General features: G+C 57.7%; 19 protein-coding genes. 17 read left to right on the forward strand and 2 right to left on the reverse strand.

What is annotated here, in order from left to right; genetic code table 11:
• Positions 1–12: 12 nt before the first annotated feature.
• Together plsY and HF854_RS03500 are read right to left on the reverse strand one after the other, a co-directional pair.
• Positions 13–606: a glycerol-3-phosphate 1-O-acyltransferase PlsY gene (gene plsY / locus HF854_RS03495; protein ID WP_006006779.1), complete on the reverse strand. Its 594-nt coding sequence runs from the start codon at positions 604–606 to the stop codon at positions 13–15.
• Positions 607–816: 210 nt separating this feature from the next.
• The gene (locus HF854_RS03500; RefSeq protein WP_168935030.1) at positions 817–2,946 is read right to left on the reverse strand and encodes a ribonuclease catalytic domain-containing protein; all 2,130 of its coding nucleotides are present in this window, start codon (positions 2,944–2,946) and stop codon (positions 817–819) included.
• A 196-nt stretch (positions 2,947–3,142) separates the two neighbouring features.
• Here HF854_RS03500 and HF854_RS03505 point away from each other — a divergent pair, with 196 nt between their 5' ends.
• The 17 genes from HF854_RS03505 to HF854_RS03585 all read left to right on the forward strand — a co-directional run bounded on the left by HF854_RS03505 (position 3,143) and on the right by HF854_RS03585 (position 25,210).
• Entirely contained in the window at positions 3,143–4,969 is a 1,827-nt protein-coding gene (locus tag HF854_RS03505) for a triose-phosphate isomerase (RefSeq protein WP_168935031.1), read from the forward strand.
• 96 nt (positions 4,970–5,065) lie between these two features.
• Positions 5,066–6,208 carry an NADP-dependent isocitrate dehydrogenase gene (gene icd, locus HF854_RS03510; RefSeq protein WP_040369647.1) on the forward strand — a complete coding sequence of 381 codons (1,143 nt, stop codon included), beginning with the start codon at positions 5,066–5,068 and terminating at the stop codon, positions 6,206–6,208.
• Positions 6,209–6,327: 119 nt separating this feature from the next.
• Complete coding sequence (locus HF854_RS03515; protein WP_168935032.1) at positions 6,328–6,978, forward strand: LysE family translocator; 651 nt, start codon at positions 6,328–6,330, stop codon at positions 6,976–6,978.
• 408 nt (positions 6,979–7,386) lie between these two features.
• Positions 7,387–8,259, forward strand: coding sequence for a pyridoxamine kinase (locus tag HF854_RS03520; protein WP_168935033.1), 873 nt, complete (start codon positions 7,387–7,389; stop codon positions 8,257–8,259).
• A gap of 143 nt (positions 8,260–8,402) precedes the next feature.
• Positions 8,403–9,929: a class I SAM-dependent DNA methyltransferase gene (locus HF854_RS03525; protein ID WP_168935035.1), complete on the forward strand. Its 1,527-nt coding sequence runs from the start codon at positions 8,403–8,405 to the stop codon at positions 9,927–9,929.
• A complete protein-coding gene (locus HF854_RS03530; RefSeq protein ID WP_240937651.1) occupies positions 9,929–11,107 on the forward strand; it encodes a restriction endonuclease subunit S in 1,179 nt (392 codons plus the stop codon). Before HF854_RS03525 ends, HF854_RS03530 begins: the two co-directional genes overlap by 1 nt.
• Before the next feature lie 147 nt (positions 11,108–11,254).
• Positions 11,255–14,485 (forward strand): type I restriction endonuclease subunit R, encoded by a 3,231-nt coding sequence (locus HF854_RS03535; protein ID WP_488153915.1) that lies wholly within the window; start codon positions 11,255–11,257, stop codon positions 14,483–14,485.
• A 52-nt stretch (positions 14,486–14,537) separates the two neighbouring features.
• Positions 14,538–14,720 carry a hypothetical protein gene (locus HF854_RS03540; protein WP_168935040.1) on the forward strand — a complete coding sequence of 61 codons (183 nt, stop codon included), beginning with the start codon at positions 14,538–14,540 and terminating at the stop codon, positions 14,718–14,720.
• A 4-nt stretch (positions 14,721–14,724) separates the two neighbouring features.
• Complete coding sequence (locus HF854_RS03545) at positions 14,725–15,489, forward strand: DUF6630 family protein (RefSeq protein ID WP_168935042.1); 765 nt, start codon at positions 14,725–14,727, stop codon at positions 15,487–15,489.
• A gap of 600 nt (positions 15,490–16,089) precedes the next feature.
• Positions 16,090–17,229 (forward strand): tyrosine-type recombinase/integrase, encoded by a 1,140-nt coding sequence (locus HF854_RS03550; RefSeq protein WP_168935044.1) that lies wholly within the window; start codon positions 16,090–16,092, stop codon positions 17,227–17,229.
• 67 nt (positions 17,230–17,296) lie between these two features.
• Positions 17,297–18,757, forward strand: coding sequence for an RNA-binding domain-containing protein (locus HF854_RS03555; protein ID WP_072335620.1), 1,461 nt, complete (start codon positions 17,297–17,299; stop codon positions 18,755–18,757).
• Positions 18,754–19,635: a hypothetical protein gene (locus HF854_RS03560; RefSeq protein WP_168935046.1), complete on the forward strand. Its 882-nt coding sequence runs from the start codon at positions 18,754–18,756 to the stop codon at positions 19,633–19,635. The genes HF854_RS03555 and HF854_RS03560 overlap by 4 nt, the downstream gene beginning before the upstream one ends.
• 235 nt (positions 19,636–19,870) lie before the next feature.
• Positions 19,871–20,080: a helix-turn-helix transcriptional regulator gene (locus HF854_RS03565; RefSeq protein WP_072335615.1), complete on the forward strand. Its 210-nt coding sequence runs from the start codon at positions 19,871–19,873 to the stop codon at positions 20,078–20,080.
• A complete protein-coding gene (locus tag HF854_RS03570) occupies positions 20,080–22,710 on the forward strand; it encodes a DUF927 domain-containing protein (protein ID WP_168935048.1) in 2,631 nt (876 codons plus the stop codon). Before HF854_RS03565 ends, HF854_RS03570 begins: the two co-directional genes overlap by 1 nt.
• Before the next feature lie 169 nt (positions 22,711–22,879).
• Positions 22,880–24,067: a MobV family relaxase gene (gene mobV, locus HF854_RS03575; RefSeq protein WP_168935050.1), complete on the forward strand. Its 1,188-nt coding sequence runs from the start codon at positions 22,880–22,882 to the stop codon at positions 24,065–24,067.
• Positions 24,068–24,212: 145 nt separating this feature from the next.
• Positions 24,213–24,566, forward strand: coding sequence for a protein MobC (locus HF854_RS03580; RefSeq protein ID WP_072335606.1), 354 nt, complete (start codon positions 24,213–24,215; stop codon positions 24,564–24,566).
• Positions 24,563–25,210 carry a recombinase family protein gene (locus tag HF854_RS03585; protein WP_430392463.1) on the forward strand — a complete coding sequence of 216 codons (648 nt, stop codon included), beginning with the start codon at positions 24,563–24,565 and terminating at the stop codon, positions 25,208–25,210. Before HF854_RS03580 ends, HF854_RS03585 begins: the two co-directional genes overlap by 4 nt.
• The last annotated feature ends 42 nt before the right edge of the window (positions 25,211–25,252 follow it).

Genomic DNA, 25,252 nt, shown 5'->3' on the forward strand with positions numbered 1-25,252 from the left:
TGTTGCGCCGTCTTACTTCTGGCGGCTCTTGAGCCAGCTCTTTTCGGTACCGGCGCGCAGGCGGGCGATGTTCTCCTTGTGCTTCCAGACCACCAGGGCCCAGATGCACAGCGACAGGGGCACCCAGGCGTACTTGGTGGCGGCCAGCAGGGCAAAGGGCAGCACCGTGACCAGGGTCAGGGAACCCAGCGAGACGAAGCCGCTGCGCCAGATGACCAGCACGCAGGCCGCGCAGGAGAAGAGCAGGGGGAAGAAGGCCAGCGGCAGGAACACGCCGATGCTGGTGGCCACGGCCTTGCCGCCGCGGAAGCCCATGAAGCAGGAGAACACATGGCCCAGTACGCAGGCCAGGGCCACGCAGGTCACCAGCAGGGGCGAAAGGCCCAGCCACAGGGCCAGGGCCACGGGCAGGGCGCCCTTGCCCAGGTCACAGGCCAGGGTCAGCACGCCCCAGCGGAAACCGCACAGGCGGGCCACGTTGGTGGCGCCGGTGTTGCGGCTGCCGTCGTTACGGGGATCGATGCCGCAGAAGGTGCGGGCGATGACCAGCCCCCACGGGGCGGAACCCAGCACATAACCCAGAACGATACACAAAAAGGCCGTCATATTCCTCCTCCTTGAACCGGGGCTGTCCTTGCCCCGCCACAGCGGCTGCCATGGCGTTGTTTATCCCTGTAGTGTCCCGTTCCCGTACGGCCCGTTTCCCCTGATGAAGCGCATTTGGGGGAGGATGGGGGGCCTGGGGGGAAGGGACCCCCTTTGGGCGCTGGTTAAGGGGGTCCCTTCCCCCCGGAAACATATCCTCAGGATCCCGCATCAGCCGTCCATGCTGACGGCTTCGAGGATCTGGATCTCGTTGTACAGCGGGTGCACGCGGCCGATGCGCACCTGCACGGCCATGCCGGGGCAGGTACGTTCGTCGAACATGCGGCGTTTGCCGCGCACGTACATGCCCTGTGCGGGCAGGCTCACGTTGACGAACATGTCGTTTTCTTCGGTGACCACGCCGTCCCACCAGACCTTGTCGCCCTGCTGGCGGAAGTAGAGCAGCTTCCAGTAGCGCGGGCGGAAGCGCTGCACCTGCCCGGCGGCATCCAGCACGGCATTGAGGCTGACCAGCAGGGTGGACAGGGCCTCGCCATCCCAGCGGGGCGTGCCGTGGGTGAGCCAGTGCAGCAGCTGGGCCTCGTTGATGAGGTCGGGATAGCGGCGCAGGGGCGAGGTCATGGGCGTGTAGCGCGCCAGGCCCAGGGCGGCGTGCGGCCGGGCCTGCACTTCGAGGCTGGAGGGGATCAGGGCGCGCATGATGCGCGTCATGTCCTGGGGCTCCTTCCAGACGCCGGCGTATTCCCTGGGCAGGGCCACGTCCTGGGTGCGGTGCAGCATGGGGATCTCGCGTTCCGCGGCCCACTGGGCCACGGCGGCACTGGCCAGGATCATCATCTCGGCCACCAGCGGCTGGGAGTCCGGGGTCTCGTGGCCGGGCTCGATGGACACGCGCGTCTGCGCGCCTTCGCCTTCCAGCACGATGGACGGTTCGGGCCGGTCCATGATGACGGCCCCGCGCGCGATGCGGGCCTTTTGCCAGACGCGGGCGAAGTCGTTGCCGCAGGCCAGCATGGTGGCCCAGGGCGCGGCGGGGTTGTCCGCCTGCGGGGCCTCACCGGCGGCCAGGGCGTCGAGGACGGCCTGGGTGTCGTCATAGGTCAGGTTGGCGGCCAGGCGCACCCGTGCGGCCCAGGGCTCGCAGGAAAGGATCTCGCCCGCGGCCGAGATGCGCGTCCGCACACAGAAGGCCGGGCGATCCTGACCGGCCAGCAGGGAAAAGGCGTCCGTGCCCAGGGCTTCGGGCATCATGTGGCTGTCGCCCTCGGGCAGGTAGATGCTGGTGCCGCGACGGAACACGGCCTTGTCCAGGGCCTCGCCGAAAGGCCAGCAGGCGGCCGGGCAGGCCAGGGCCAGGGTCAGGTCGAAGCCGCCGTCGTCCGTGGGCAGGATGTGGAACGCGTCGTCCACGTCGCGGGTGGTGGCGCTGTCGATACTGATGAAGGGCAGGTCGCAGACGGGCAGCTCCACCTCGCGGGCGGCCCGCTGCAGGGCCTCCACGGCCGGGGCCAGAGGCTGCCACCAGTCGTCGCCGGGGGCGTAGCCCGCGCGGTCATACCAGAAATTGTAATGGGCGGGCACCTGTTCCCAGGCCATGAGCAGCTGTACGGGCAGGTGCGGCACGTCGGGCAGGCCCTTGGAGAGCATGCGCCACAGTTCGTCGTATTCCTGGCTCTCGGGGTCGGCCATGCGGGCGAACAGGATCTGCTTCAGACGTTCGGCCACTTCGGGGGCCGGCCATTCGGAGATGCCCCGGGTGTCCTCGCCGGGCTGGGGCGGCAGCGCGCGTTTTTTGCAGGCCACGTCCCAGAGCAGGCGGAAAAAGCTGTTGCCGCCCAGCACCAGGGCCTCGCGGGCGGCGCGTTCCTGCTGTTCCTTGAGGCGCTTTTCCACCATCTCGGCGGAAAAGATCTGGAAGACGGGAGGCTGGAAGCGAAAGTGGCTCTTGCAGGCCAGCAGGGCCCGCCCGCAGGCGGCGACGCTGTCGGCGTCCCCGGCCTGACCGGCCAGTTCGGCGAACCACTGGGCCGAGGCTTCCGGCACCTCTCCCTGGCTCATTTCCCACAGTTCCAGCACGGGCAGGGCCGCGGCCAGTTCTTCGCGGCGGGCGCGGTGCTGCTCCAGCACGCGGGCGGACTCGTCCTTGCCGGGCACGGAGCCCAGCGCGGGCCCGGCCCAGGGCAGCAGGCGCGACGTGGTGAGACGCGTCTCGCGCCGGTTGGGCAGCAAAAGACGCAGTTTGCCGCCAGATTCTTCGGTGACCAGCGCGATCTGGATGGCATTGCCTTCAAGATATTCCACAATGCAGCCCGCCGAGGGGTACTGCACACAAACCGACATAAAAGCTCCTTCAACCGGAGGATGGGCTCCGATAGGCGGTACAATCCGTCATTTTGCCTGTTCTGGCAAGTCCCGGCGGCGCATCCTTCGACACGTCCGAAGGCCGGAGCGCCGTCCCGCCAGCCCTTTGACGCGCCGTCGCTAACAGGATATGTTCCTTACCTTGTACGTCACTTTTCAGGCCGGACGGAGTTCCATGAGCAGCATCATCCATCAGACGGGCAGCGTTCGCCCGCTTTCGCTTCAGGAACGGGAACAGCCCCAGCTGTACCGCGAGCTTTTTCCTTACACCAGCATCTGTCGCACGACTTTCGACGAGGTGCTCCTTGCCCCGCGTCCTGCCGAACAGATGCGCATCACGGACACCACCTTCCGTGACGGCCAGCAGGCCCGGCCGCCGTATACGGTCAAGCAGGTGGCCAAGATGTTCGACTTCCTGCACCGCATGGGCGGCAAGACGGGCCTCATCACGGCGTCGGAGTTCTTCCTGTACTCGGCCAAGGACCGCAAGTGCATCGACGTCTGCCGGGCGCGCGGCTACCGCTTCCCGCGCGTGACCTCCTGGATCCGCGCCAACAAGGAAGACCTCAAGCTGGCCCGGGACATGGAGTTCGACGAGACCGGCATGCTGACCAGCGTGTCGGACTACCATATCTATCTCAAGCTGGGGAAGACCCGCCAGCAGGCCATGGACATGTATCTTGACCTGGCCCGGCAGGCCCTGGAGTGGGGCATCATCCCGCGCTGCCATTTCGAGGACGTGACCCGCGCCGACATCTACGGCTTCTGCCTGCCCTTTGCCCAGAAACTCATGGAGCTGAGCCAGCAGAGCGGCATGCCGGTCAAGATCCGCCTGTGCGACACCATGGGCTACGGCGTGCCCTATCCCGGCGCGGCCCTGCCCCGCTCGGTGCAGCGCATCGTGCGTGCCTTCACCGACGAGGCCGGTGTGCCCGGCGAATGGCTGGAATGGCACGGCCACAACGACTTCCACAAGGTGCTGGTCAACGGCGTCACGGCCTGGCTCAACGGCTGCGGCGCGGTCAACAGCACGCTGTTCGGCTTTGGCGAGCGCACGGGCAACACGCCGCTGGAAGCCCTGATCATCGAGTACATCTCGCTCACCGGTGACGATGCCGCCGCCGACACCACCATCCTGAGCGAGGTGGCCGAGTTCTTCGAAAAAGAACTGCACTACAACATCCCCTACAACTATCCCTTCGTGGGCCGCGACTTCAACGCCACCAGCGCCGGTGTGCATGCCGACGGCCTGGCCAAGAACGAAGAGATCTACAACATCTTCGACACCAAGCATCTGCTGGGCCGTCCCGTGCCCATCATCATCACCGACAAGACCGGCCGTGCCGGGGTGGCCTACTGGATCAACGTCAACCTCAAGCTGCCCGAAGGCAAGCAGATCTCCAAGAAGCACCCCGCCGTGGGCCAGATCTACGAGGCCATCGTGGCCATCTACGACACCGGCCGCACCACGCACCTTTCGCACGACGAGATGGCGGCCCTGGTGCAGCGCTACATGCCGGAACTGTTCGAGACCGAGTTCGACCACATGAAGGAACTGGCCGACGAGCTGGCCGCCCACCTCATCGCCCGTCTGGCGCAGAACGAGGACCTGCGGGACTTCGGCAAGCATGCCTGCGCCCGTCTGGACAGCTTCTCGCGCGAGTACCCCTTCATCCAGTACCTCTACCTCACGGATACCCAGGGCAGCCTCAAGTGCGCGGCCATCACCGACCCAGCTTACCGTGAAAAGTACGAGGCCCTGCCCATCGGCTTCGACTTCTCGCAGCGCGAATGGTTCAAGATGCCCATGCAGACCGGCGACATGCACATCATGGACGTGTACCAGTCCCAGTTCACGGGCAAGCTGGTCATCACCGTGTCCTGCCCGGTGACGGACGATGACGACAATATCGTGGGCGTCATCGGTGTGGACATCCAGCTTGAGCAGCTGCTCAAGCGCTCGCAGGCCCTGCAGCAGGAAGCCCGCGCAGCCGAAGACTAGACGCATGGCGGCGCGCCGGTTCCCCGGTGCGCCGTTTTTTGCCTACAGGCCCGCCCCCGGCGGCCGCAATCAGGAATACAGAAAAGGATGCAGACAATGAGCAGCAAACGAGTTTACTGGATCGAAGGCGACGGCATCGGCCCCGAAATCTGGCGCGCCGCCCGCCCTGTCATCGACGCCGCGCTGGCCAAGGAATCGGACATGCGCATCGAGTGGGTGGAACTGCTGGCCGGTGAAAAGGCCACGGCCGAGACCGGCTCTCCCCTGCCCGAGGAGACCATGAACGCCCTGCGCACCGCCGATTTCGCCATGAAGGGCCCCCTGGGCACCCCCGTGGGCACCGGCATCCGCAGCCTCAACGTGGCCCTGCGCCAGACGCTGGACCTGTACGCCTGCATCCGTCCCGTGCGTCACTTCGAAGGCCTGGAAACGCCGGTCAAGCATCCCGAGCGCGTGAACATGGTCATTTTCCGCGAGAACACCGAAGACGTGTACGCGGGCATCGAATACGCCGCCCAGACCCCGGAAGCCAAGAAGCTCATCGCCTTCCTGCGTGAAGAGTTCGGCGTGACCAAGATCCGCGAGGAAGCCGCCGTGGGCATCAAGCCCATGAGCGAGTTCGGCTCCAAACGCCTGGTGCGCCGCGCCCTGCGCTTTGCCTTGGATACCGGCAGCAAGAGCCTGACCCTGGTGCACAAGGGCAACATCATGAAGTTCACCGAAGGCGGCTTCCGCCAGTGGGGCTATGATGTGGCCGCCCAGGAATTCGGCGACCTGACCTGCACCGAGAAGGAACCCGTGGAAGGCCGTCTGGTGGTCAAGGACCGCATCGCCGACGCCATGTTCCAGGAAGCCCTGCTGCGTCCCGAACAGTACCAGATCCTGGCCACCCCCAACCTCAACGGTGACTACATCTCCGATGCCCTGGCCGCGCAGGTGGGCGGTCTGGGCCTGGCCCCGGGCGTCAACATGTCCGACTCCCTGGCCTTCTATGAGGCCACCCACGGCACCGCTCCCACCATCGCCGGTCAGGACAAGGCCAACCCCGGCAGCGTGATCCTGTGCGGCGCCCTGATGCTGGAACAGATGGGCGTGCCCGCGGCTGCCGAGCGCATCCGCAACGCCATGAGCAAGGCCATTGCCGGCCGCGCCGTCACCGTGGATCTGGCCGCCCAGGTGGAAGGCGCCCGCGTGGTGGGCTGCCAGGAATTCGGCGAGATCATCGGCGCCTGCCTGTAGGCAGCCGCGTCACTGCACTATCTTCGTATGTCCGGGAGGAAGGGCGCATCCCTGCGGGAAGGGCCCTTCCTCCCTTTGTTTCCCGTCCCGTGATCGTGGGCGACCTACAGGAACGACGCATGGTTTCATTGGAAAACCTGCTCCTCTACATCCCGCTGGCGGCCCTGCTGGTCATGCTGCCCGGCCCGGATTTTGCCCTCATCGTCCGCACGTCCCTGACGGAGGGGCGCAGCTCCGGTCAGGCCGCGGCCTGCGGCGTGGCGCTGGGCATCATGGTCCACACCTCGGCCGCCATGCTGGGCATCAGTGCGGTCATCGCCCAGTCCGTCACCCTGTTCACGCTTTTGCGCTATGCGGGGGCCGCCTATCTGTTCTGGATGGGCATCCATGCCCTGCGGGCCGGGCGTGAGGTCACGGCCGCCGTGGTGCGTCACGGAGGGCAGGAAGAGGAAGTGCAGCCTGTCCGCGGCCTGCGTCGCCGGGCCTTCCGGCAGGGATTTTTGACCAATGCCCTCAACCCCAAGGCCGTGGTCTTTTTCCTGACCATGCTGCCGCAGTTTTTGGACCCGCATGCCGCCCTCTGGCCGCAATTCCTGGAGCTGGGCGGCATCATGGCCTTTTTCTGCCTGGGCTGGTTCGTGCTGCTGGCCAGCCTGCTGCACCGCATCCGCCGCCTGTTCGCCCGGCCGTCCTTCCAGGCCTGGCTGCACCGGCTCACGGGCCTCATCTTCATCTGTTTCGCCTTCCGGCTGGCGCTGGAGAAGATTTAGGCGCCGGCCGCACGCCCGCCGTCATACCGGAAGAAAGGAGGGGCAGCCGTCTCTTGCCGATGCCCGTAACGCACTCCGGTATGGCGGGCATGGCTCCACTGCCGCCATCCAGCAGGGCCTTCCCCGCTCCCAAACCATCCCTGTCTTGATGCCTTTTGTGACCATTGCCCTCGCGGTCACTGCCGGTGGTGTGTTCCGTCCTCTTTCCAGTGCCGGGCCGGGCGGCTGGAACACAGACGAAAAATCTGTGCCGGATGCTGGGGAAAGTGGTAACACATTGTAGAATAAGGCTATTTATTTTTTATTAAAACTGGGTGGTTACAGGTGTTGCCTGCTGTCCGGCTTGCAAGACGGCCCCTCCGGTGGCAGAGTTTGACTTCCTGTCCTCCCCTTCCCGCTGAGGTACCCATGCACGAGATCCCCCTGCAACGTGTGGCCGCCATCCATGACCTTTCCGGTTTCGGACGTGCCTCGCTGACCGTGGTCATCCCCATCCTTGCCAGCATGGGCGTCCAGACCTGCCCCCTGCCCACGGCGGTCCTGTCTTCCCAGACCTCCGGCGTGGAGGGCTTCACCTTTCATGACCTGACCGCCGAGATGGGGCCCATGCTGGATCACTGGCAGCGGATGGGCCTGAGCTTCGACGCCGTCTATTCCGGCTTTCTGGGCAATCCGCTCCAGCTGGAGATAGCGGCCCGGTGCATCGGCCATTTCCTCAAGCCCGGCGGCTTTGCGCTGGTGGACCCCGTGCTGGGCGACAACGGCACCCTGGACCCCACCCAGACGCCGGAGATGGTGGAGGCCATGCGCCAGCTCATCGGCCACGCCCACGTCATCACGCCCAACCTCACCGAAGCGGCCTTTTTGCTGGACGAACCCTACCGGCCGGACATCTCGCCCGACGGCCTCAAGGAGCAGCTGCGACGCCTGGCGGCCATGGGGCCGGACAGGGTGGTCATCACCAGCGCCCCGGCGGCCCGGCCCGGCCATTGCGCGGCCGTGGCCTATGACCGCGAGCAGGGGCGCTTCTGGAAGATGGAGTCGCCCTACATCCCGGCCTTCTATCCCGGCACGGGCGATACCTTCTCCAGCGTGCTGGTGGGGGCGTTCCTTCAGGGGGACAGCCTGCCCGTGGCCCTGGAGCGCGCGGTGCGCTTCGTGACCCTGGGCATCCGCGTCACCTACGGCTACGACACCCGCCACAGCGACGGCGTGCTGCTGGAGCGCACCCTGCCCGCGTTGCAGGACCGTTGCGCCATCGGGGAGTACGAGGCGTTTTAGCAGGCAGGCCCCATATGGATACGCCGCGAACACAAAATGCCCTCTCCTCTTTCTTTATTCTTTTCTCAAATTTGACTACCCTGCTCAGTATGATTCCCCTGTCCGTTCCGGCAGGCTAACGACAACAACATTCAGGAGAGCCCATGATTACGGGGGCCGTAAAAAATAAAGTTGATAAGATTTGGCTCGACATCTTTTCCGCGGGTCTGGCCAACCCGCTCACCGTTATTGAACAGCTTACCTACCTCATGTTCGTCCGCGCGCTGGATGTCAAAGAGCTGGAAAACGAAAGATACGAAGCCCTCGGCATGAAGGTGGAAAAAATTTTTCCGCAGACGCCCGCCGGCCAGTCCATGCGCTGGAGCAAATTCAAGAACAAAGACGCCCAATATATGTTCGACGTCATGTCCCAGCGCGTTTTTCCGGCCATCAAGGGCATGAGGGGCGGCAGGCTGCCGGACTTCGACGAGGAAAAAGGCACGTTCGTCCCGCTGCCGGATGTCGATGACGGCACGGCACAGGCGGCCTTTGCCCATTTCATGAAGGACGCCGTATTTCTCATGCCCACGCCGCAGGTGCTGGAAAAGGTCGTCACCGGGCTGGAAGAACTGTATGAGCATGATATTGCCGACCTCGATATGCAGGGCGACCTGTACGAATACATGCTTGGCAAGCTCTCCACGGCGGGCCGCAACGGGCAGTTCCGCACCCCCAAGCATATCCGCGACATGATGGTCGCCCTTCTGCGCCCCACGCCCGACGACGTCATCTGCGACCCGGCCTGCGGCACGGCGGGATTTCTTATTTCCGCCGCCGAATACATCCGCGCGCACTACGAAAGCGGCATGACCACGGAGCAGTGGGAACATTTCGCCGGGCCGGCCTTTACCGGTTACGATACCGATCCCACCATGCTGCGCATTTCGGCCATGAACCTTATGCTGCACTTCATACATCACCCGGATGTCCGCTACCGGGACAGCGTGTCCAAGGAAAACGACGTGAACGCCGCGTTCACCATGTGCCTGGCGAATCCGCCGTTCAAGGGCAGCATCGACGCCGAAAGCATCAGCGATTCTCTGAAAGCCGTGACCAGCACCAAAAAAACGGAGCTCCTGTTTCTCGCGCTTTTTTTGCGTCTGCTGAAAAAGGGCGGCCAATGCGCCTGCATCGTGCCCGACGGCGTGCTCTTCGGCAGCAGCAAGGCGCATCAGTCCATCCGCAGGGAGCTGGTGGAACAGCATCAGCTGCGGGCCGTCATCTCCATGCCCTCCGGCGTGTTCAAGCCGTACGCGGGCGTCTCCACCGCCGTGCTCATCTTCACCAAAACCGCGGCGGGCGGCACGGGCAAGGTCTGGTTCTACGACATGCAGGCCGACGGCTTTTCTTTGGACGACAAGCGCACGCCCGTGGCGCAGAACGACATCCCCGACATCATCGCCCGTTTTGCCGCTCTGGAAAAGGAGAAGGACCGCGCCCGCACGGAACAGTCCTTCTTTGTGCAAAAGGAAGAGATCGTCGCCAACGGCTATGACCTTTCCCTCAACAAATACAAGCAGGTGGAATATACGCCTGTGGAATATCCCCCTACGCAGCAACTCATGGCCGAACTGCACGAGCTGGAAATGCAGATTTCCGCAGGGCTGGCCGAACTGGAGGAGATGCTGTGATGGCGAAACTTGGATTAGTAATTACACAGGTTAGAGGAGTTTCTTATTCTCCTAAAGATTTACACGACTCTTTGAACGATGAAAGCATCATCCTGCTTAGAGCTAATAATATTAAAGATGGAAAAATAAATTTTGACGATGTAGTTTATATTGATAAGAAAAAAGTCAACAAAAATCAATATTTGTGTCGAGGAGATGTTCTTATCTGTACTTCTAGCGGAAGTAAAGAATTGGTAGGTAAAGCTGCATTTTTTTCAGAGAATACAATAGCTACATTTGGTGCTTTTTGCAAAGTTATAAGACCATCTATCCCATGTAAAGAATTTATAGGACACTTTTTTAACAGTCCATTCTATAGAAGGGAAATATCTTCTCTTTCTAGTGGAGCTAATATCAATAATATACGCAATGAACATATTGATAATCTGGAAATGAACCTGCCAACTGAAAATATCCAGGAAGCCATTACTCGTAGACTCAATTTTGTCAACTCCCTCATCGAATCGCGTCAAAAACAGCTTTCCAAACTCGACCAGCTCGTCAAATCCCGATTTATTGAGATGTTTGGAGATGTTTACTTAAACACAATGTCATGGGATGAAAAAGATCTAGAATCAATAGCTGACATAGTTTCAGGTATCACAAAAGGTAGAAAGGTAAAAAATAAAAAATTAAAAGAAGTTCCTTACATGGCTGTATCTAATGTAAAAGATGGATATATTGATTGGAGTACGGTTAAAAAAATTGATGTAACAGATGAAGAGATTAGTAGATATAGACTACTGAAAGATGATGTACTCATAACAGAAGGTGGAGATCCTGACAAAGTTGGTAGAGGAGCAATTATCAAAAATCCCCTGGAAAATTGTATTCACCAAAATCATATCTTCCGTGTTCGCTTAAATAAATTAATTGTTCTTCCAGTATTTTTTGCAGAATATCTGCAACATCAAAAATCAAAGAGGTATTTTCTTAGTTGTGCAAAACAAACAACTGGTATTGCAAGCATTAATATGAAACAATTAAAATCATTACCTGTATTACTCCCTCCAATAAAGTTACAGCGACAATTCTCTGACTTTATTCAACAGGTCGAAAAAGCAAAATTGTCCGTGAAGCAGAGCCTTGACAAACTGGAAACGCTGAAAAAATCCTTGATGCAGGAGTATTTCGGATAAAGGAGTCCCTGTATGCCCAACTTCGACTTTCTGAACGGCCGCCAAGAGTTTTCCCTGTTCGCCGCTTCCGCCGTGGAGGCGGAAAAGGTCTTTGCCACGTCGTCCGCCATGTGCGTCATCGGCTGCCGCAAGGCTCTGGAGCTGGCCGTGAAGTGGGTCTATACCGTCGATAACGGCATACAGGCTCCCTATAAGGACAATCTCTCCGCGCTCATCCATGAATACACCTTCAAAAAGCAGCTCCCTCCCCTCTTGTTCGGCAAAATCAAGGGGATCGTCGCGTTCGGGAACATGGCCGTTCATACCGGCAAGACCGTCCCTCCCGCTTTTGCCGTCCAGTCGCTGAAAAGTCTTTTTGAGTTCATTCAATGGGTCGATTATTCCTATGGCAGCGACTATCAGGTCCGTACGTTCGATGCACAACGGATTCCCAAAACGCACGTCTCCCTCGACATGCAGAAGATCCGGGCACAGGAAAGTCTGCTGGGAGAAAAAGACGCGGAGATTGAACGACTCCGGCAGCAGCTTGCCGAACTTGCGGACAAGTACACCGGCGCGAAGGAACGCAACCGCCAGAGCCGTACCATCACCATGGAAGACCTTTCCGAGTTCAGCACCCGGAAAATCTACATCGACGCCATGCTCCTGGGCATGGACTGGGAACTGGAAGGGCCGGACAGCGACGTTTCCCAGGAATACGAAGTGGAAGGCATGGCCGGAGTTCCCGGCCAGAAGGGATATGCGGACTACGTGCTCTGGGGCAGGGACGGCAAACCCCTTGCCGTGGTGGAAGCCAAAAAAGCCTGCAAGGACCCCAATACCGGAAGAACGCAGGCCAAACTCTATGCCGACTGTCTTGAGCTCCGTTTCGGGCAACGCCCCGTCATGTTCACGACCAACGGCTTCGATACCTTTTTCTGGGATGACAAAGGCGGTCCCCAGCGCAAGGTGAGCCGCATATTCAGCAAGACCGATCTGGAAAGGATCATCGAGCGGCGGACATCCAGGCTCCCACTTGAGAGCATCACCATCAGTAACGCCATCACCGACCGCTATTATCAGCAGGCGGCCATCCGCTCCGTGTGCGAGGAGATCAGCCGCGGCGTGCGAAAGCATCTGCTCGTCATGGCCACAGGCACGGGGAAGACCAGAACCGCCGCCAGCCTGGTCGATGTGCTGAGCCGTGGGCACCACATAACCAACGTCCTCTTTCTTGCCGACAGAACGGCGCTTGTCTCACAGGCCAAAGACGACTTCAAAACATACCTGCCGAACATGTCGCTCTGTAATCTGTGCGCCAACAAGGACGACGCGTCCGCACGCATCGTCTTCTCCACCTACCCCACGATCATGAACGCCATCGACCGCGAAAAAAGCAAAGACGGCGGTATGCTGTTCTCCCCCGCGCATTTCGACCTCATCATCATCGACGAAAGCCACCGGAGCATCTTCAAAAAATATCGCGCCATCTTTGAATACTTCGATGCCATCCTTCTTGGCCTGACCGCCACGCCGAAAACCGAAGTGGCCAGAAACACCTATGAATTCTTCGAGCTGGAAAACGGCGTCCCCACCTATGCTTACGACTACGATACCGCCGTGCATCAGGATCACGTTCTGGTTCCGTACTACAATTATGAGGTCACGACAAAATTCCTTTCGGAAGGCATCACCTACGAGGAGCTTTCCGACGAAGACAAGGAACGCTACGAAGATGACTTTACTGAGGATGGCGTCATGCCGGATTCCATCCCTTCGCAGGCGCTGAACGACTTCGTCTTCAACCAGAAAACCGTGGACCTTGTGCTTCAGGACCTTATGGAGCGCGGCATCATGGTGAACGGCGGCGAACGCATCGGCAAGACCATCATCTTTGCCCAGAACAAAAGGCACGCCGAGTTTATTCTGGAACGCTTCAACAAACTTTATCCGCAGTATCACGGCACATGGGCAAGCCGCGTCGTCTGCGACGACAGCTATGCCCAGACCGTCATCGACAATTTTAAGGAAGCCGAAAAAACTCCGTATATCGTGGTTTCGGTGGACATGATGGACACCGGCATCGACGTGCCCGCATGTGTGAATCTGGTGTTCTTCAAGAAAGTCCGGTCCAAAACAAAATTCTGGCAGATGATCGGACGTGGAACACGTCTTTGCCCGGAACTGACCTGTACCGACCTTATAGAACGCGAGGAATACACAGGTAAAAAGCGCTTCCTCATCTTCGACTACTGCGGCAACTTCGAGTACTTCCGGCAGGTCAAACATACCACGGAAGGCGAAGTCCCCATCTCGCTCTCGGAAAATATCTTCCGAAAATGCGTCCGGCTGGTCGCGGCGTTTCAGGACGCTTCAAAATTCGATGGCGCTTATCAGCCATGGCGCAGGGAGCTGACGGAACTATGCCAAGGCCGGATTGCTGGCCTTAATACGGATCTCTTTCATGTGCGGCTTGCTCTGAAGCATGTGGAAAAGTTCAAAAAGCCGGAAGCCTTCATCTGTCTTTCCGAGCTGGATCAGCAGGAGCTTACGGAACACATCGCCCCTCTGGTTCATTTCGATGAAGCTGATGCCATGGCTTTGCGCTTTGATAACTTCATCTACGGCTTTATCTTGAATGTGCTGGACGAAAGTCCGCTGGTCAAGCGCGACATGGCCCGTCTGGTCACGACGGCCAGACTCCTCGAAAAAAAATCCTCCATTCCGCAGGTGGCGGCAAAGCTCCCGCTGCTCCGCCAGATAAGTGCCCCGGAGCTCTGGAAGGATATCGACATCTGCAAGCTGGAAGACATTCGACGGGAACTGCGCGCGCTGATCCGCTTTCTGGATGAAGGCAGTAAAAGAAAGGACATCATCACCATCCTTACCGACCCGATACTGGACTCGACCGCGGGAATTCCTCTGCCTGAGGAAGACCCCTTTGAAAGCTATAAAATGAAGGTCAACCGCTACATTGAGGAACACAAAAACTCTCTGGCCATCTATAACCTAACGCACAATATTTCTCTGACCAGAAAGGACTACGAGGAACTCGAACGAGTCTTTACACAGGAACTCGGCAGTAAGGAAGATTATGTGAAGACGTTCGGCGACACTCCCTTCGGCCTGCTGATACGCAAAATCGCAAAATTGGATCACGAGGCCGTTCTTGCCGCCTTTTCGGAGTTCATCAACGACCAGTCGCTGAATTCCCGACAGATAGCATTCGTTCAAAAGGTCATCACACACATCGAGCAGAACGGCTATATCGAAGATATTTCCGTATTGACGAAGGCTCCGTTCGACAAACCGGCAAAGCTGCTGGACTTCGACGAAATACGCCAGAGAAGACTGCTTGCCGTCATCAAGTCGGTACGAGATAATGCGCTGGTGATATAGGCCACGCGTGCGGGCAGAACGGAAGCCGTCTTGCTAGTGAAAGGAGGGAGCCATGCATATCTATTATGCCACCAGGGGGCTGCGCGGCAGGCCCTATCACAGTGGCATGATAAACACAGATCTGTTCGCATTTTTTCAGGGAAAAAGAATGCGCACCATCCCCTCCGCAGAAACGTTGCGCGCTGTCAACGCCTTTCCCAAATGCGATATTGATGGGGGAAGACACGGATTCTGAATATGTGTGTGAGAAAGGGACGTTCTACATCCCCAAAAGCATCTGCATGGGGGAAGTCGTCAACGCCGGCTGGGCCGTTGATTATTACTTCGTGGTGCTTTGCGGTGATGCCGTGGAGTTGCGCTATGTGCGCTGGGACTGTCCCTGGTATGAGACGGTGGGACGGGATACCGAAGTCACTGATCCCGCCGTCATAGCCAAAATGGAGCGCACGCTGGCAATGCTCCTGGATGCGAATAAGCCCAGGATACCGACGCCTGTGCCCATATTGCACCCGGCCTTGCTCACGTTCCTTACCCTGCTCGGCGTTGCCGATGCCGAAGCGCTGGCGGGCAAGATCCACGCCGCCGCCACGACGCCGGAACAGTGCGCCGCGCTCTGTGAAGAATTCGATATGGAAGAAGCCTACACCGGCTGGCATGTTACGTTGATGCGATTGGCCCTGCGGGACCGGAAACGCCTGGATTGGGTAGACTGGAAGGAAGCGCCGGAAGAAGTTTTCGCCTCCCTGTGCTGCCTCTTGCCGCCGGGGGCAAAGGAACACCTGCCCCCCTGCGATGATGAAGACGCGTACCCCGAGGAGGTGCTCCGCGCTTGCAGCCCCGTCTTGCATGACCGCTATGGCCTGACGATCCTGCTGTGGGATACGGGCGGCGATGAATATGTCTTCATGGTCGTACCGAGCGACAAGGTATCGGAAGCGTTCGCGGCGGCCTCCGAGCTGGGCATTACCCTGCAACGTGTCGAGGACCTGTTCGACCAGGAGTAGAAGGCGGCAAAAGAGAAGGAGCGGCACGCCATGCGGGACGATCGTCCGGCGGTTTCGTCTTTTGCCGCTAGGGCAATCTCGACAACGCTGCCATTCGTGACGAGACCGTCCGGTCGTCCGGGCCGGTATCTTCCTGCGGTAACAAGGCTTGCCGGAGCGCGCCACCGGCAAAAAGGGTGGGACAGCGGCGCAGGGCGGGTGCCCCGCAGAGAGCGTACGGGGACCTCTGCGCAGCCTTGTAGAGGCGCGGAGTCCTGACAGGCAATGAGGATTGGGGACAGGAACAGTGGTGGGAAAAAGATCCCGCTAACGAAAAAAGGCTTCCGATTTTCGTCGGAAGCCTTTGATCTTTCTGGTTGCGGGGGCAGGATTTGAACCTACGACCTTCGGGTTATGAGCCCTTTTTGACAGAATTTGAAAGAGTTAGACGCAGATGGATAGACTTTGATTTATTTTTATTTTCAATAAGTTATCAAAAAATAAGACTTTGCCGCGCATTGACCTGAATGGTTGAAATTGACGGCGTGGTTAGAAATAGGTTAGAAAAATTTTGCCGGTTAAAACCTGCTCCCGCGTATGAACCACAACCCAAGGCAGTTCATGGCTACCCAAAAACGGCGATACCACCCCAAGAAGTGGGCTGGCGTTTATGTATACGAAACGTCAGAAATGTATAATGGCGCGCCTGACCTGTGTTTCTACATCACGTTTAAATCCGGCCGCCGCCTCATTTGGGAAAAGGTAGGCAAAATTTCCGAAGGATACGGGCCGGACGTGGCGGCGGAAATTCGCGCTGATCGAATAAAGGCCATCAGACATGGCGAAGAAGTCAAAACCGCCAAAGAACTCCGCCGCGAACAGGCGGAGAAAGACAAGCCCTTTGCCGAAATTGCGGATGCATATTTTGACATCAAGGGGCCGACCCTCAAAGGGCTGACCACGGATCGCAACCGTTACCTCAAACACCTCAAACCGCTGTTCGGCAAGCGAAGCGTCTCGAAAATCACGCCCCAGATGGTGGAGGAGCTGCGCAAATCCCTGAGCGAACGCAAACCGGCCACTCTCTGGAATACTCTTGAGCTTCTGCGGCGCATCATCAATTTTGGCGTCAAGACCAACCGCTGCCCCAATCTTGCCTTTCAAATCGAAATGCCCGTCAAGGACAATGAGGTTATTGAGCATCTGACGCCGGAAGAAACTCGCCGCTTTCTGGATTGCGCCCGCACATGGCCAGCCCGCGATGTGGGCAATATGCTCTTGCTGGCCTTTTTTACCGGTATGCGGCGCGGGGAGATGTTCAAGCTGCAAGATGAGGACGTGGCCTTTGACCTCAAGCTCATTCGTTTGCGCGATCCCAAGGGCAGAAAAACCCTCTCCATCGGTATGAGTTCTCTGGTGGAAGAACTGTTACAAGAACAAATGGCATGGCGTGACGAACATTTTCCCGGCAGCCCCTATGTTTTCCCCGGCAAAAACGGCGAGATGCGCAAAGACTGCACAGCGGTTGACCGCTTCCGCAAGGCGGCGGGCCTGCCGCCCAAGTTCCGGCCCTTCCACGGGCTGCGGCATCACTTTGCCGTAAGCCTCGCCAACAGCGGCAAATTCAGCATGGACATGATCTCGGAAATGCTGACACACAAGAATGTAGATTTCACCAAAAAGAAGTATGCCCAATTCCTGCCGGAGACCTTGGCCGCTGCCAGCAACGCGGCGGCGGACATCCTCTCCGGCCAACGGTAACTTTTGCGGCTGTTCCGATTATCGTGTACACATAGTGAGGAAAAAGATAGTATTGTAAGGAGCAGGCATGGCATTCACACTTCAAACGCTCAGGGAACAGGCCGCCGCAGGCGAGGACAGCACACGCCAGTTCAAGTCCCGAATCGACAATGCGGATTCTCTGGCTGCGGAAATGGCCGCCTTCGCCAATGCCAACGGCGGCGTAATTTTTATCGGCGTGCAGGATGATGGAACACTGTCCGGCATAACATCCCGAGAATTGCATGATGCGAACCAGTTGATCGGCAACGCCGCCAGCCAGCATGTCCGCAGCCCGCTTGTGGTGCAGACGCAGAACATTCTTCTCGAAAATGGAAATGTGGTTATCGCCCTGACCGTTCCTGCAGGAATGGACAAGCCCTACTTTGACAGGAAAGGCGTCATCTGGCTGAAAGCCGGGGCGGACAAGCGACGTATCAATTCTAAAGAGGAACTGCGCCGTCTTTTTCAATATACCAGCCAATTCCATGCCGATGAATTGCCCACAAAGGCGGGCATTAACAAACTGGACAAGCTGCTGTTCCGGGATTTTTTGAAAAAGCGGTATGACAGTGACTTCCCGGATACCCACGCAGAACAACTGCGCCTGCTGCAAAATCTGAACCTCGCCGCTGGCGATGGCAATCTCAATCTGGCCGGAGTGCTGCTTTTTGCCGAACAGCCGGAGCTGATTTTTCCGCAGTTCGTGGCAAAAGGCGTCCGCTTTCCGGGAATTGCCGTTCATGCTGACAGCTACGATGACACCGAAGATTTTGAAGGTCCGTTGAGCAGACTTTTCAAGGACGCCCTGGCTTTTGTCATGCGCAACCTGCACAAGGTACAGGGCAAGAATGGCGTCAACTCACCGGGTACGCCGGAAATACCGGAACAGGTTTTTGAGGAACTGCTGGTCAACGCCCTTGTACACAGGGATTATCTTGTCAGCGCGCCCATCCGCATTTTCATTTTTGATGACCGCGTGGAAATCATCAGCCCCGGCACGTTGCCGAACAATCTGACCATAGCCAATATCAAAGCCGGCAATTCCAATATCCGCAACCCCATCCTGATTTCTTACGCCGCCAAGGGGCTTTTGCCCTACCACGGCATCGGCTCCGGCATTCTGCGCGCTCTTAAGGCATGGCCGGATATTGATTTTGAAGACGATCGGGAGAGTTCGCTGTTCAAGGCCATTGTACGCAGAACCCACCGGCCTGCGGAAAACACTGGGGTACTTGCACCAGAACTTGCATCAAAAACACAAAATTTGCACCAGAAACAAGGGCTTTCTGATGCAACTCTGCGCGATATTGCACCGGAAATTGCACCAGAACTTTTTGCGCTCCTTGAGCATATCTCCGCCAATCCGCGCATAACCACAACCGAACTCGCTACTGTTCTAAACGTGAGCCGACGCACGATTCTTTACAGAACAACCATGCTCAAGAAAAAGGGCATCTTGCGCCGCATCGGTCCCAGCAAGGGCGGACAATGGGAGATTCTCCCATGAAGTTTGTTCCCAACGGTTCGATTATCAAATTTCTGCTGATTGCTGTTCTGGGCTGTGGCCTTGCCTTTCTCATGGCATGGCTGACAACCATGTTTACCGTTATTAAAATTACGCAAGGCGTTTCACTTGCAGGAGTAGCGCTGATACTGCTCTGGTGCGTCGTGATCGGCGGGGCCGCTGTTTGGAGCATCTGCGCCTTTTGTGCGCTTTATGTGGGAACATGGCGCAAACATCACGTTGATCACGCAATCCGTCTGAGTGAAGCCATGCTCATGCTGCATGCTTCCACGAACCATGAACAGTTGGAAGCGCTTCGCCATTATCGTATCCGGGTGTTCAAAAGTCATGAAGCAATCCCGGCGGGAGGAAAACTCGGCGTGGATTGCCGTGAAGTTTCCAACTTTCTTTCTCCCATGCTCTTTGGGTTCAATAAGTTTTTTGCTCTCGGATCGCCCGAATATTGTTGCGATGCCACACAACTTTCCGCAATTGTGGAGGAAAATCAGACGCGCTGGTGTGGCGAAAGCAGTGTAGCTCCAAGCTGTGATGCCGCAAAACTCAACAGGGAGATTGAAGAGCTGAAAAAGAAATACAAGGAAATGACGGAGAAATATACCAGCGCAGCGGGACGAGAAGGCAAATTAAAAAGCGAAATCGAACAAATGGAAGCACATATACACATTCTTGTCATATTAGCGAATAAGGTTACCAGAGAATTCACCCACCCACTCGCCAAACACGAAATTATGCGCCAATACAAGGAAATCGGCAAGACGTTGGGGGTTGAAAACGCTCCGGGCAATTACATAGAAATTTTTCGCAAGGCAATGCCGAAAGAGTATATCAACCACGGCGGAGCGCCTATTCAAAATCCCTGAAAGGCAAGAAACCTGACCTGCTCAGGTTCGCAGCCCTCAACTTGTCCCCGTTATAACATAGTAAAATAACATAAAAATTATCAACCTCCCTTTCTTAGGCCTAAGAAAGGGAGGTTTTGTTTCGCCTTTGCTAACACCCCGTCTGTTCAGCGTTTTCCTCTGGGCATAGGGTGTGTTCTCTCCAGATGCTTCTGGATGGATTCATACACTTCAGCCTGAATACAGGGAGATGCTGATGGCGACCAAAAAATTATCACCGCAAGAAGTTGCCGACATGTACGGCGTGAAGACATGCACACTGGCCCGCTGGCGCTGTAAAAAAGTTGGCCCGCGCTACGCCAAGCTCGGCAGCCGTGTCATGTACGACATAGAAGACCTTGAAGACTGGTTTGCGTCACGCTGCGTCCATACCAGAGATTCCGCCCCTCAATTGAGGAAGCGATAATGAGCGCCGACATTCTGCACAGTTTTGGCGAGTGTCTGCGTGCAGCGGGGCTGGAGATCGAGGCCGTGCAGGCCGACGGCCTCCTGCACCGCTGTGGCACAGCGGACAGGCCCCATCGCAGGGACGGAGCGTACAAGGCGTTTCTGGATACTCCGGCCTCCATCTGGTGGAAAAACTGGCGCACCGGCGATGAAGGTACATGGACATACAAGCCAGAAAAAGAACTGACCGCAGCCGAACGGGATGCCCTGCGTGAACGCATTCGGGCCATCAAAGCGCACAAGGAAACCGAGCAGAACCGCCGCTGGCAGGCCGCCGCCAAACTGGCCGCGAGCATCTGGAACTGTTCCCGAAACGCCGGGGACGACCATCCCTACCTGCAACGGAAGGGAGTCCCGGCCATCGGATTGCGCCGAACAAAAGATGGGCGTCTGATTGTGCCTGTCCTGAACCAGTCCGGCAGAATACAAAGTCTGCAATTCATCCTGCCGGAAAAACCTGCCGAAGGGACGGACAAGTTCTTTCTCAGGGGAGGACGCACGGGGGGAGGCTTCTTTTCCCTTTCCGCCGGAGACGGAAAGAAAGACGGCCCCCTCTTGATTGCCGAAGGATATGCCACGGCGACCAGTCTTCATCTGGCGACCGGTTATGCCTGTCTTGTGGCCTTCAACGCCGGGAATCTGAAAGCCGTGGCCGTCATGGCCAGAGAGAGGTATGCAAAGCGTGAAATCATCCTCTGTGCCGATAACGACACGGAGACACAAGGGAATCCCGGCAAGGAAGCGGCTTCCCGAGCTGCGCAGGCCGTGGGCGGCAAGCTGGCCGTCTGTCCGGCTCATGAAGGCAGGGCAGCGGATTTCAACGATCTGCACCGGCTGCGTTCCATTGAGACCGTCCGGGCCGTTGTGGAAGAAGCGCGAAAGCGGGATGACGCCTGCCCCATGCCGGAAGGCTTTTTTCTGGTGAAGGAAGGCGGACGCGCCGGACTGTACAAGCTGGAGACCAGATCGGACGGAGACAGTCAGGAAATCCGGCTTGGTCCTCCGCTTCTGGTCAAAGGCATGACACGGGGAGCGGATGGCAACGAATGGGGCCTGATGCTGGAATGGATTGACCCGGACGGCAACAGGCACGCATGGGCCATGCCCGTGGAAATGCTGTTCCGGCAGGGAAACGACTGGTACAGCATACTGGCCTCCGGCGGCTGGTTCGGCAATCCGTCCACCCGGTCGAAGCTGGCGGTATTTCTGTCCACGGTCCGGCCCCTTCGACGGATACGCTGTGTTTTGCGCACGGGCTGGCATGAATCCGTCTACGTGCTTCCCGATACCGTTTACGGCGTGACGGAGGAAGACACCGTGCTGCAATCCTCGCAGCATGGCGGATTGTACCGTACGTCTGGAACAATGGAAGGCTGGCGGGAGATAGCGGAATTGTGCGTCGGCAACTCCCGCCTCGGTTTCGCGTTGTGCGCGGCCTTCGCCGGGCCTTTGCTTCGCCCGGCCGGTCTGGAAGGCGGCGGCTTCAGTTTTGAGGGCGGCTCATCCTCCGGCAAGACCACGGCCCTTCAGATCGCCGCCTCCGTCTGGGGCGGCCCTGAACATGTCCGAAGCTGGAGGGCTACAGACAACGGTCTTGAAGGCATCGCCGCCCTGCACAACGACAATGTGCTGATTCTGGATGAAATGGGGCAGGTCAACGGGCGTGTTCTTGCCGAATGCGCCTACATGCTGGCCAACGGACAGGGCAAGGGCCGCTCGAATCGTGAAGGCGGGGTTCGTCGTTCCCAGAACTGGCGTCTGCTCTTTCTCTCCAGCGGCGAACTTGGGCTTTCCGACAAGCTGGCCGAGAACGGTCTGAAATCCAGAGGCGGGCAGGAAGTGCGTTTCGTGGGGCTGCCTGTGGACTCGTCCATGCTCACCAGCCTGCATGGTCTTCCCGATGCCGGAGCCGTGGCCAATCGCATCAAACAACTTGCTTCCGAACATTACGGCCATGCGGGGCATGATTTCCTGCAAAAGCTGACGCAGACCGAAACACTGAATACTGTCCGGTCGGAAATAGGCACGGCAATGGCCGATGCCGTCAGGCATCTTGTTCCCGAAGGCGCTGACGGACAGGTACGACGTGTGGCCATGCGTTTTGCCCTGTGCGGCATGGCCGGAACGCTGGCCATACGACTGGGCATCCTTCCCGCCACTCTGGACGTGCTGAACTGCATCGAAACCTGCTTCCGGGACTGGCTCACGGCAAGAGGAGGTACCGGAGCCTCTGAAGATGCCGCCATCCTTTCCACGGTACGGCTGTTCATCGAACAGCACGGCGCAAGTCGCTTTCAGGACATGGATACGCAAATGTCCACCTGCATCAACCGGGTGGGATTTCAGCGCACTCGCAACGGCACGACCGAGTATCTGATACTTCCGGAGAGTTTTCGGGCCGAAGTCGTCAGGGGATACGCAGAGGCAAGAGCTGTGCGTGTTCTGCGTGAAGCTGGATGGTTACGCACTCCTTCTAAAAACAGACTGAAACATCAGGAAAGGCTTCCTGGTCTAGGGCGCGTGCGTGTCTACATTGTTTGTTTGCCTGATGACCCGGATGAAGAAACTGCTCCTGCCTTGCCTGATTGAGCGGTGACAGTGGTGACAATGGTGACAAACCTACAGCCGCAAGGGGTTACGCCTGTCACCACTGTCACCATTGCATATTTGAGTGGTGACAGCCGAAAAGCATTGCCATTGCTCGATTGTCACCACTGTCACCGTTGTCACCACTGAAAATGAGTAAAGGGAAAAAACCATGTCCTACCTCGTACTCCACATGGACAAATTCAAGAAGGAGGCCATACGCGGCATCCAGAGTCACAACCGGCGGGAACGGGAGAGTCACAGCAATCCCGATATTGACTACGACAGAAGCGCGGCGAACTACGAGCTGCACGAAACCGCAGCATCGAACTATGCCGAAGTCATTCAGAACCGTATTGACGACCTCCTGCTGGTCAAGGCCGTGAGAAAGGACGCCGTGCGCATGTGCGGGCTTATCGTCACCTCGGACAAGGCGTTTTTTGATGCTCTCACGCCGGAGGAAACAAGGCGTTTCTTTGAGGAGAGCAAAGCCTTTCTCACGGAATTTGTGGGCGCGGAGAATGTCGTTTCCGCCATGGTTCACATGGATGAAAAGACGCCGCACATGCACTTCCTTCATGTGCCGGTGACGCCGGACGGAAGGCTCAACGCCAACAAAATCTATACCCGTCAGAGTCTGCGGAAACTGCAAGCCGAGCTTCCCGCTCATCTGCAAAGCCGGGACTTCGTCATTGAACGCGGCGTGGAACAGACTCCCGATTCCGCGAAAAGGCATCTGGATACCCGCGAGTTCAAGCAGCAACAGGAAGCATTGGAGAAACTGATTCAGGAATCCGAAGAGACTTCCCGAAATTCACGGCAGCTTATCAGCGCATTGGAACAGCGTGAGGAAGAGTTGAGAAAGTGCCTTGAAGAGTATGAGCGACAGGCTGAGGAGGCGGAAAAGGTTCTTCGGGAAGATTCCTCTCTGCCGAAAGCCTCTCTTTTTAATTATCCGTCTGTGCTTGAGAAAGCCTCTTCTCTTATTGAAGAGCTGAAAAAAGCGCTTGCCGTCAAACACCTTGTCCAGCAGCGGGAAGAAACACTGCAACGGGAAGTGGATACCCTTCGCGGAAAACTGACGCGGCTTGAAGCGGGATACACGGCCCACAGAAAACAAAGCCATGAGGAAAAAAAGGAGCTGGAGAATCAGTTGAAGAAAATGAAGAGAATCATGGCGGGCTATCGGGAGTTTTTGCTTCTGCCGGAAATCCGGCCGCTGCATATCGAGTTCGTGGAGCGCAGGCGCGCCGAACAGCTCCAACGTCAGCAGGAAGAGGAACGGCAGCGGCAGGAGCAGGAAGCGCGGGACAGGGAGCGTCGGCAGGCGCACTCCACCCGTGGCATGAGAATGAGGTAAGGCGTCGGGGGGAAATCTTCGCACAGGCCGAAGATATAGCCCACTATGCTTCACTTGCGTGAAGCGTGGGCGACCGTCCCGCTCGACCGGAAAGACAAATCATCAATCCGGGGCATGGCCCCGGCGAAACACTGGAGGAAGCTTCATGACCATCACCGTCACGCAGCTGAAGGAAATCAGACAGGAGTTTGCGACACTCAAACCCGCTTCTGTCACGCTGGACGGGAATCGAACCATGTCCATGAAGGAAGCCGTCTTCGCTCTGGCCCCGACGCTGGAGCGAATGAAGAAGCGCGGCTTCGACACACAGGAGATTGTCGAGCGCTTGCACGAAAAGGGTATTGAGGTGAAACCCCAAACCCTGACCAAGTATCTGACCGAAGCCAGACGGCAACGGGAAGGACGAAAGGCAAAGAGGCAAGACACACCCCCGCCGCCTCCGAAACGCGAACAACGCTCCAGCTTCATTACTCCTGATATACCCGATGATGAACTGTGAACAAGAATCCATTGAGAGGAGAAACCATTATGGCAGGAGCTTACGGATATATTCGCGTATCCAGTACGGATCAGAACGAAAGCCGTCAGCGCATCGCCCTTGAGCGGCAGGCCATCCGGTCAGACCGCATTTTCATGGACAAACTGTCGGGCAAGGATTTTCAGCGCCCGCAGTATCAGGCCATGCTCAAAAAGCTCAGAGCCGGGGATCTGCTCTGCATTACGAGCATTGACCGGCTGGGCAGAAACTATGAGGAAATTCTGGAACAGTGGCGGATAATTACCAAAGAGAAGCGCGTGGATATCCTCGTTCTGGACATGCCTCTGCTTGACACCCGGCGCGACAAAAACCTGCTCGGTACCTTTATTGCCGATCTTGTTTTGCAGGTGCTTTCCTTTGTGGCTCAGAACGAACGGGAGAATATCCGTAGCAGGCAGGCCGAAGGTATCGCTGCAGCCAAAGGGCGCGGTGTGCGTTTTGGACGCAAAATCAAACCCCTGCCGGACAACTTTCTGGAAAATTGCGACCTCTGGCGCAATGGCCAAATCTCAGGGCTGGAAGCGGCCAGAAGATGCCGAATGCCTCAAAGCACCTTTTACCGGAAAGCTGGACGGCTTCGGGAAAATGACGCTAATAGTGTCTAACAAGGTGTACTTTTTGGGAAAATCAATTTTTCTTCCTTTAGG

It is taken from the genome of Desulfovibrio piger (assembly GCF_012843875.1).
Lineage (GTDB): Bacteria > Desulfobacterota > Desulfovibrionia > Desulfovibrionales > Desulfovibrionaceae > Desulfovibrio.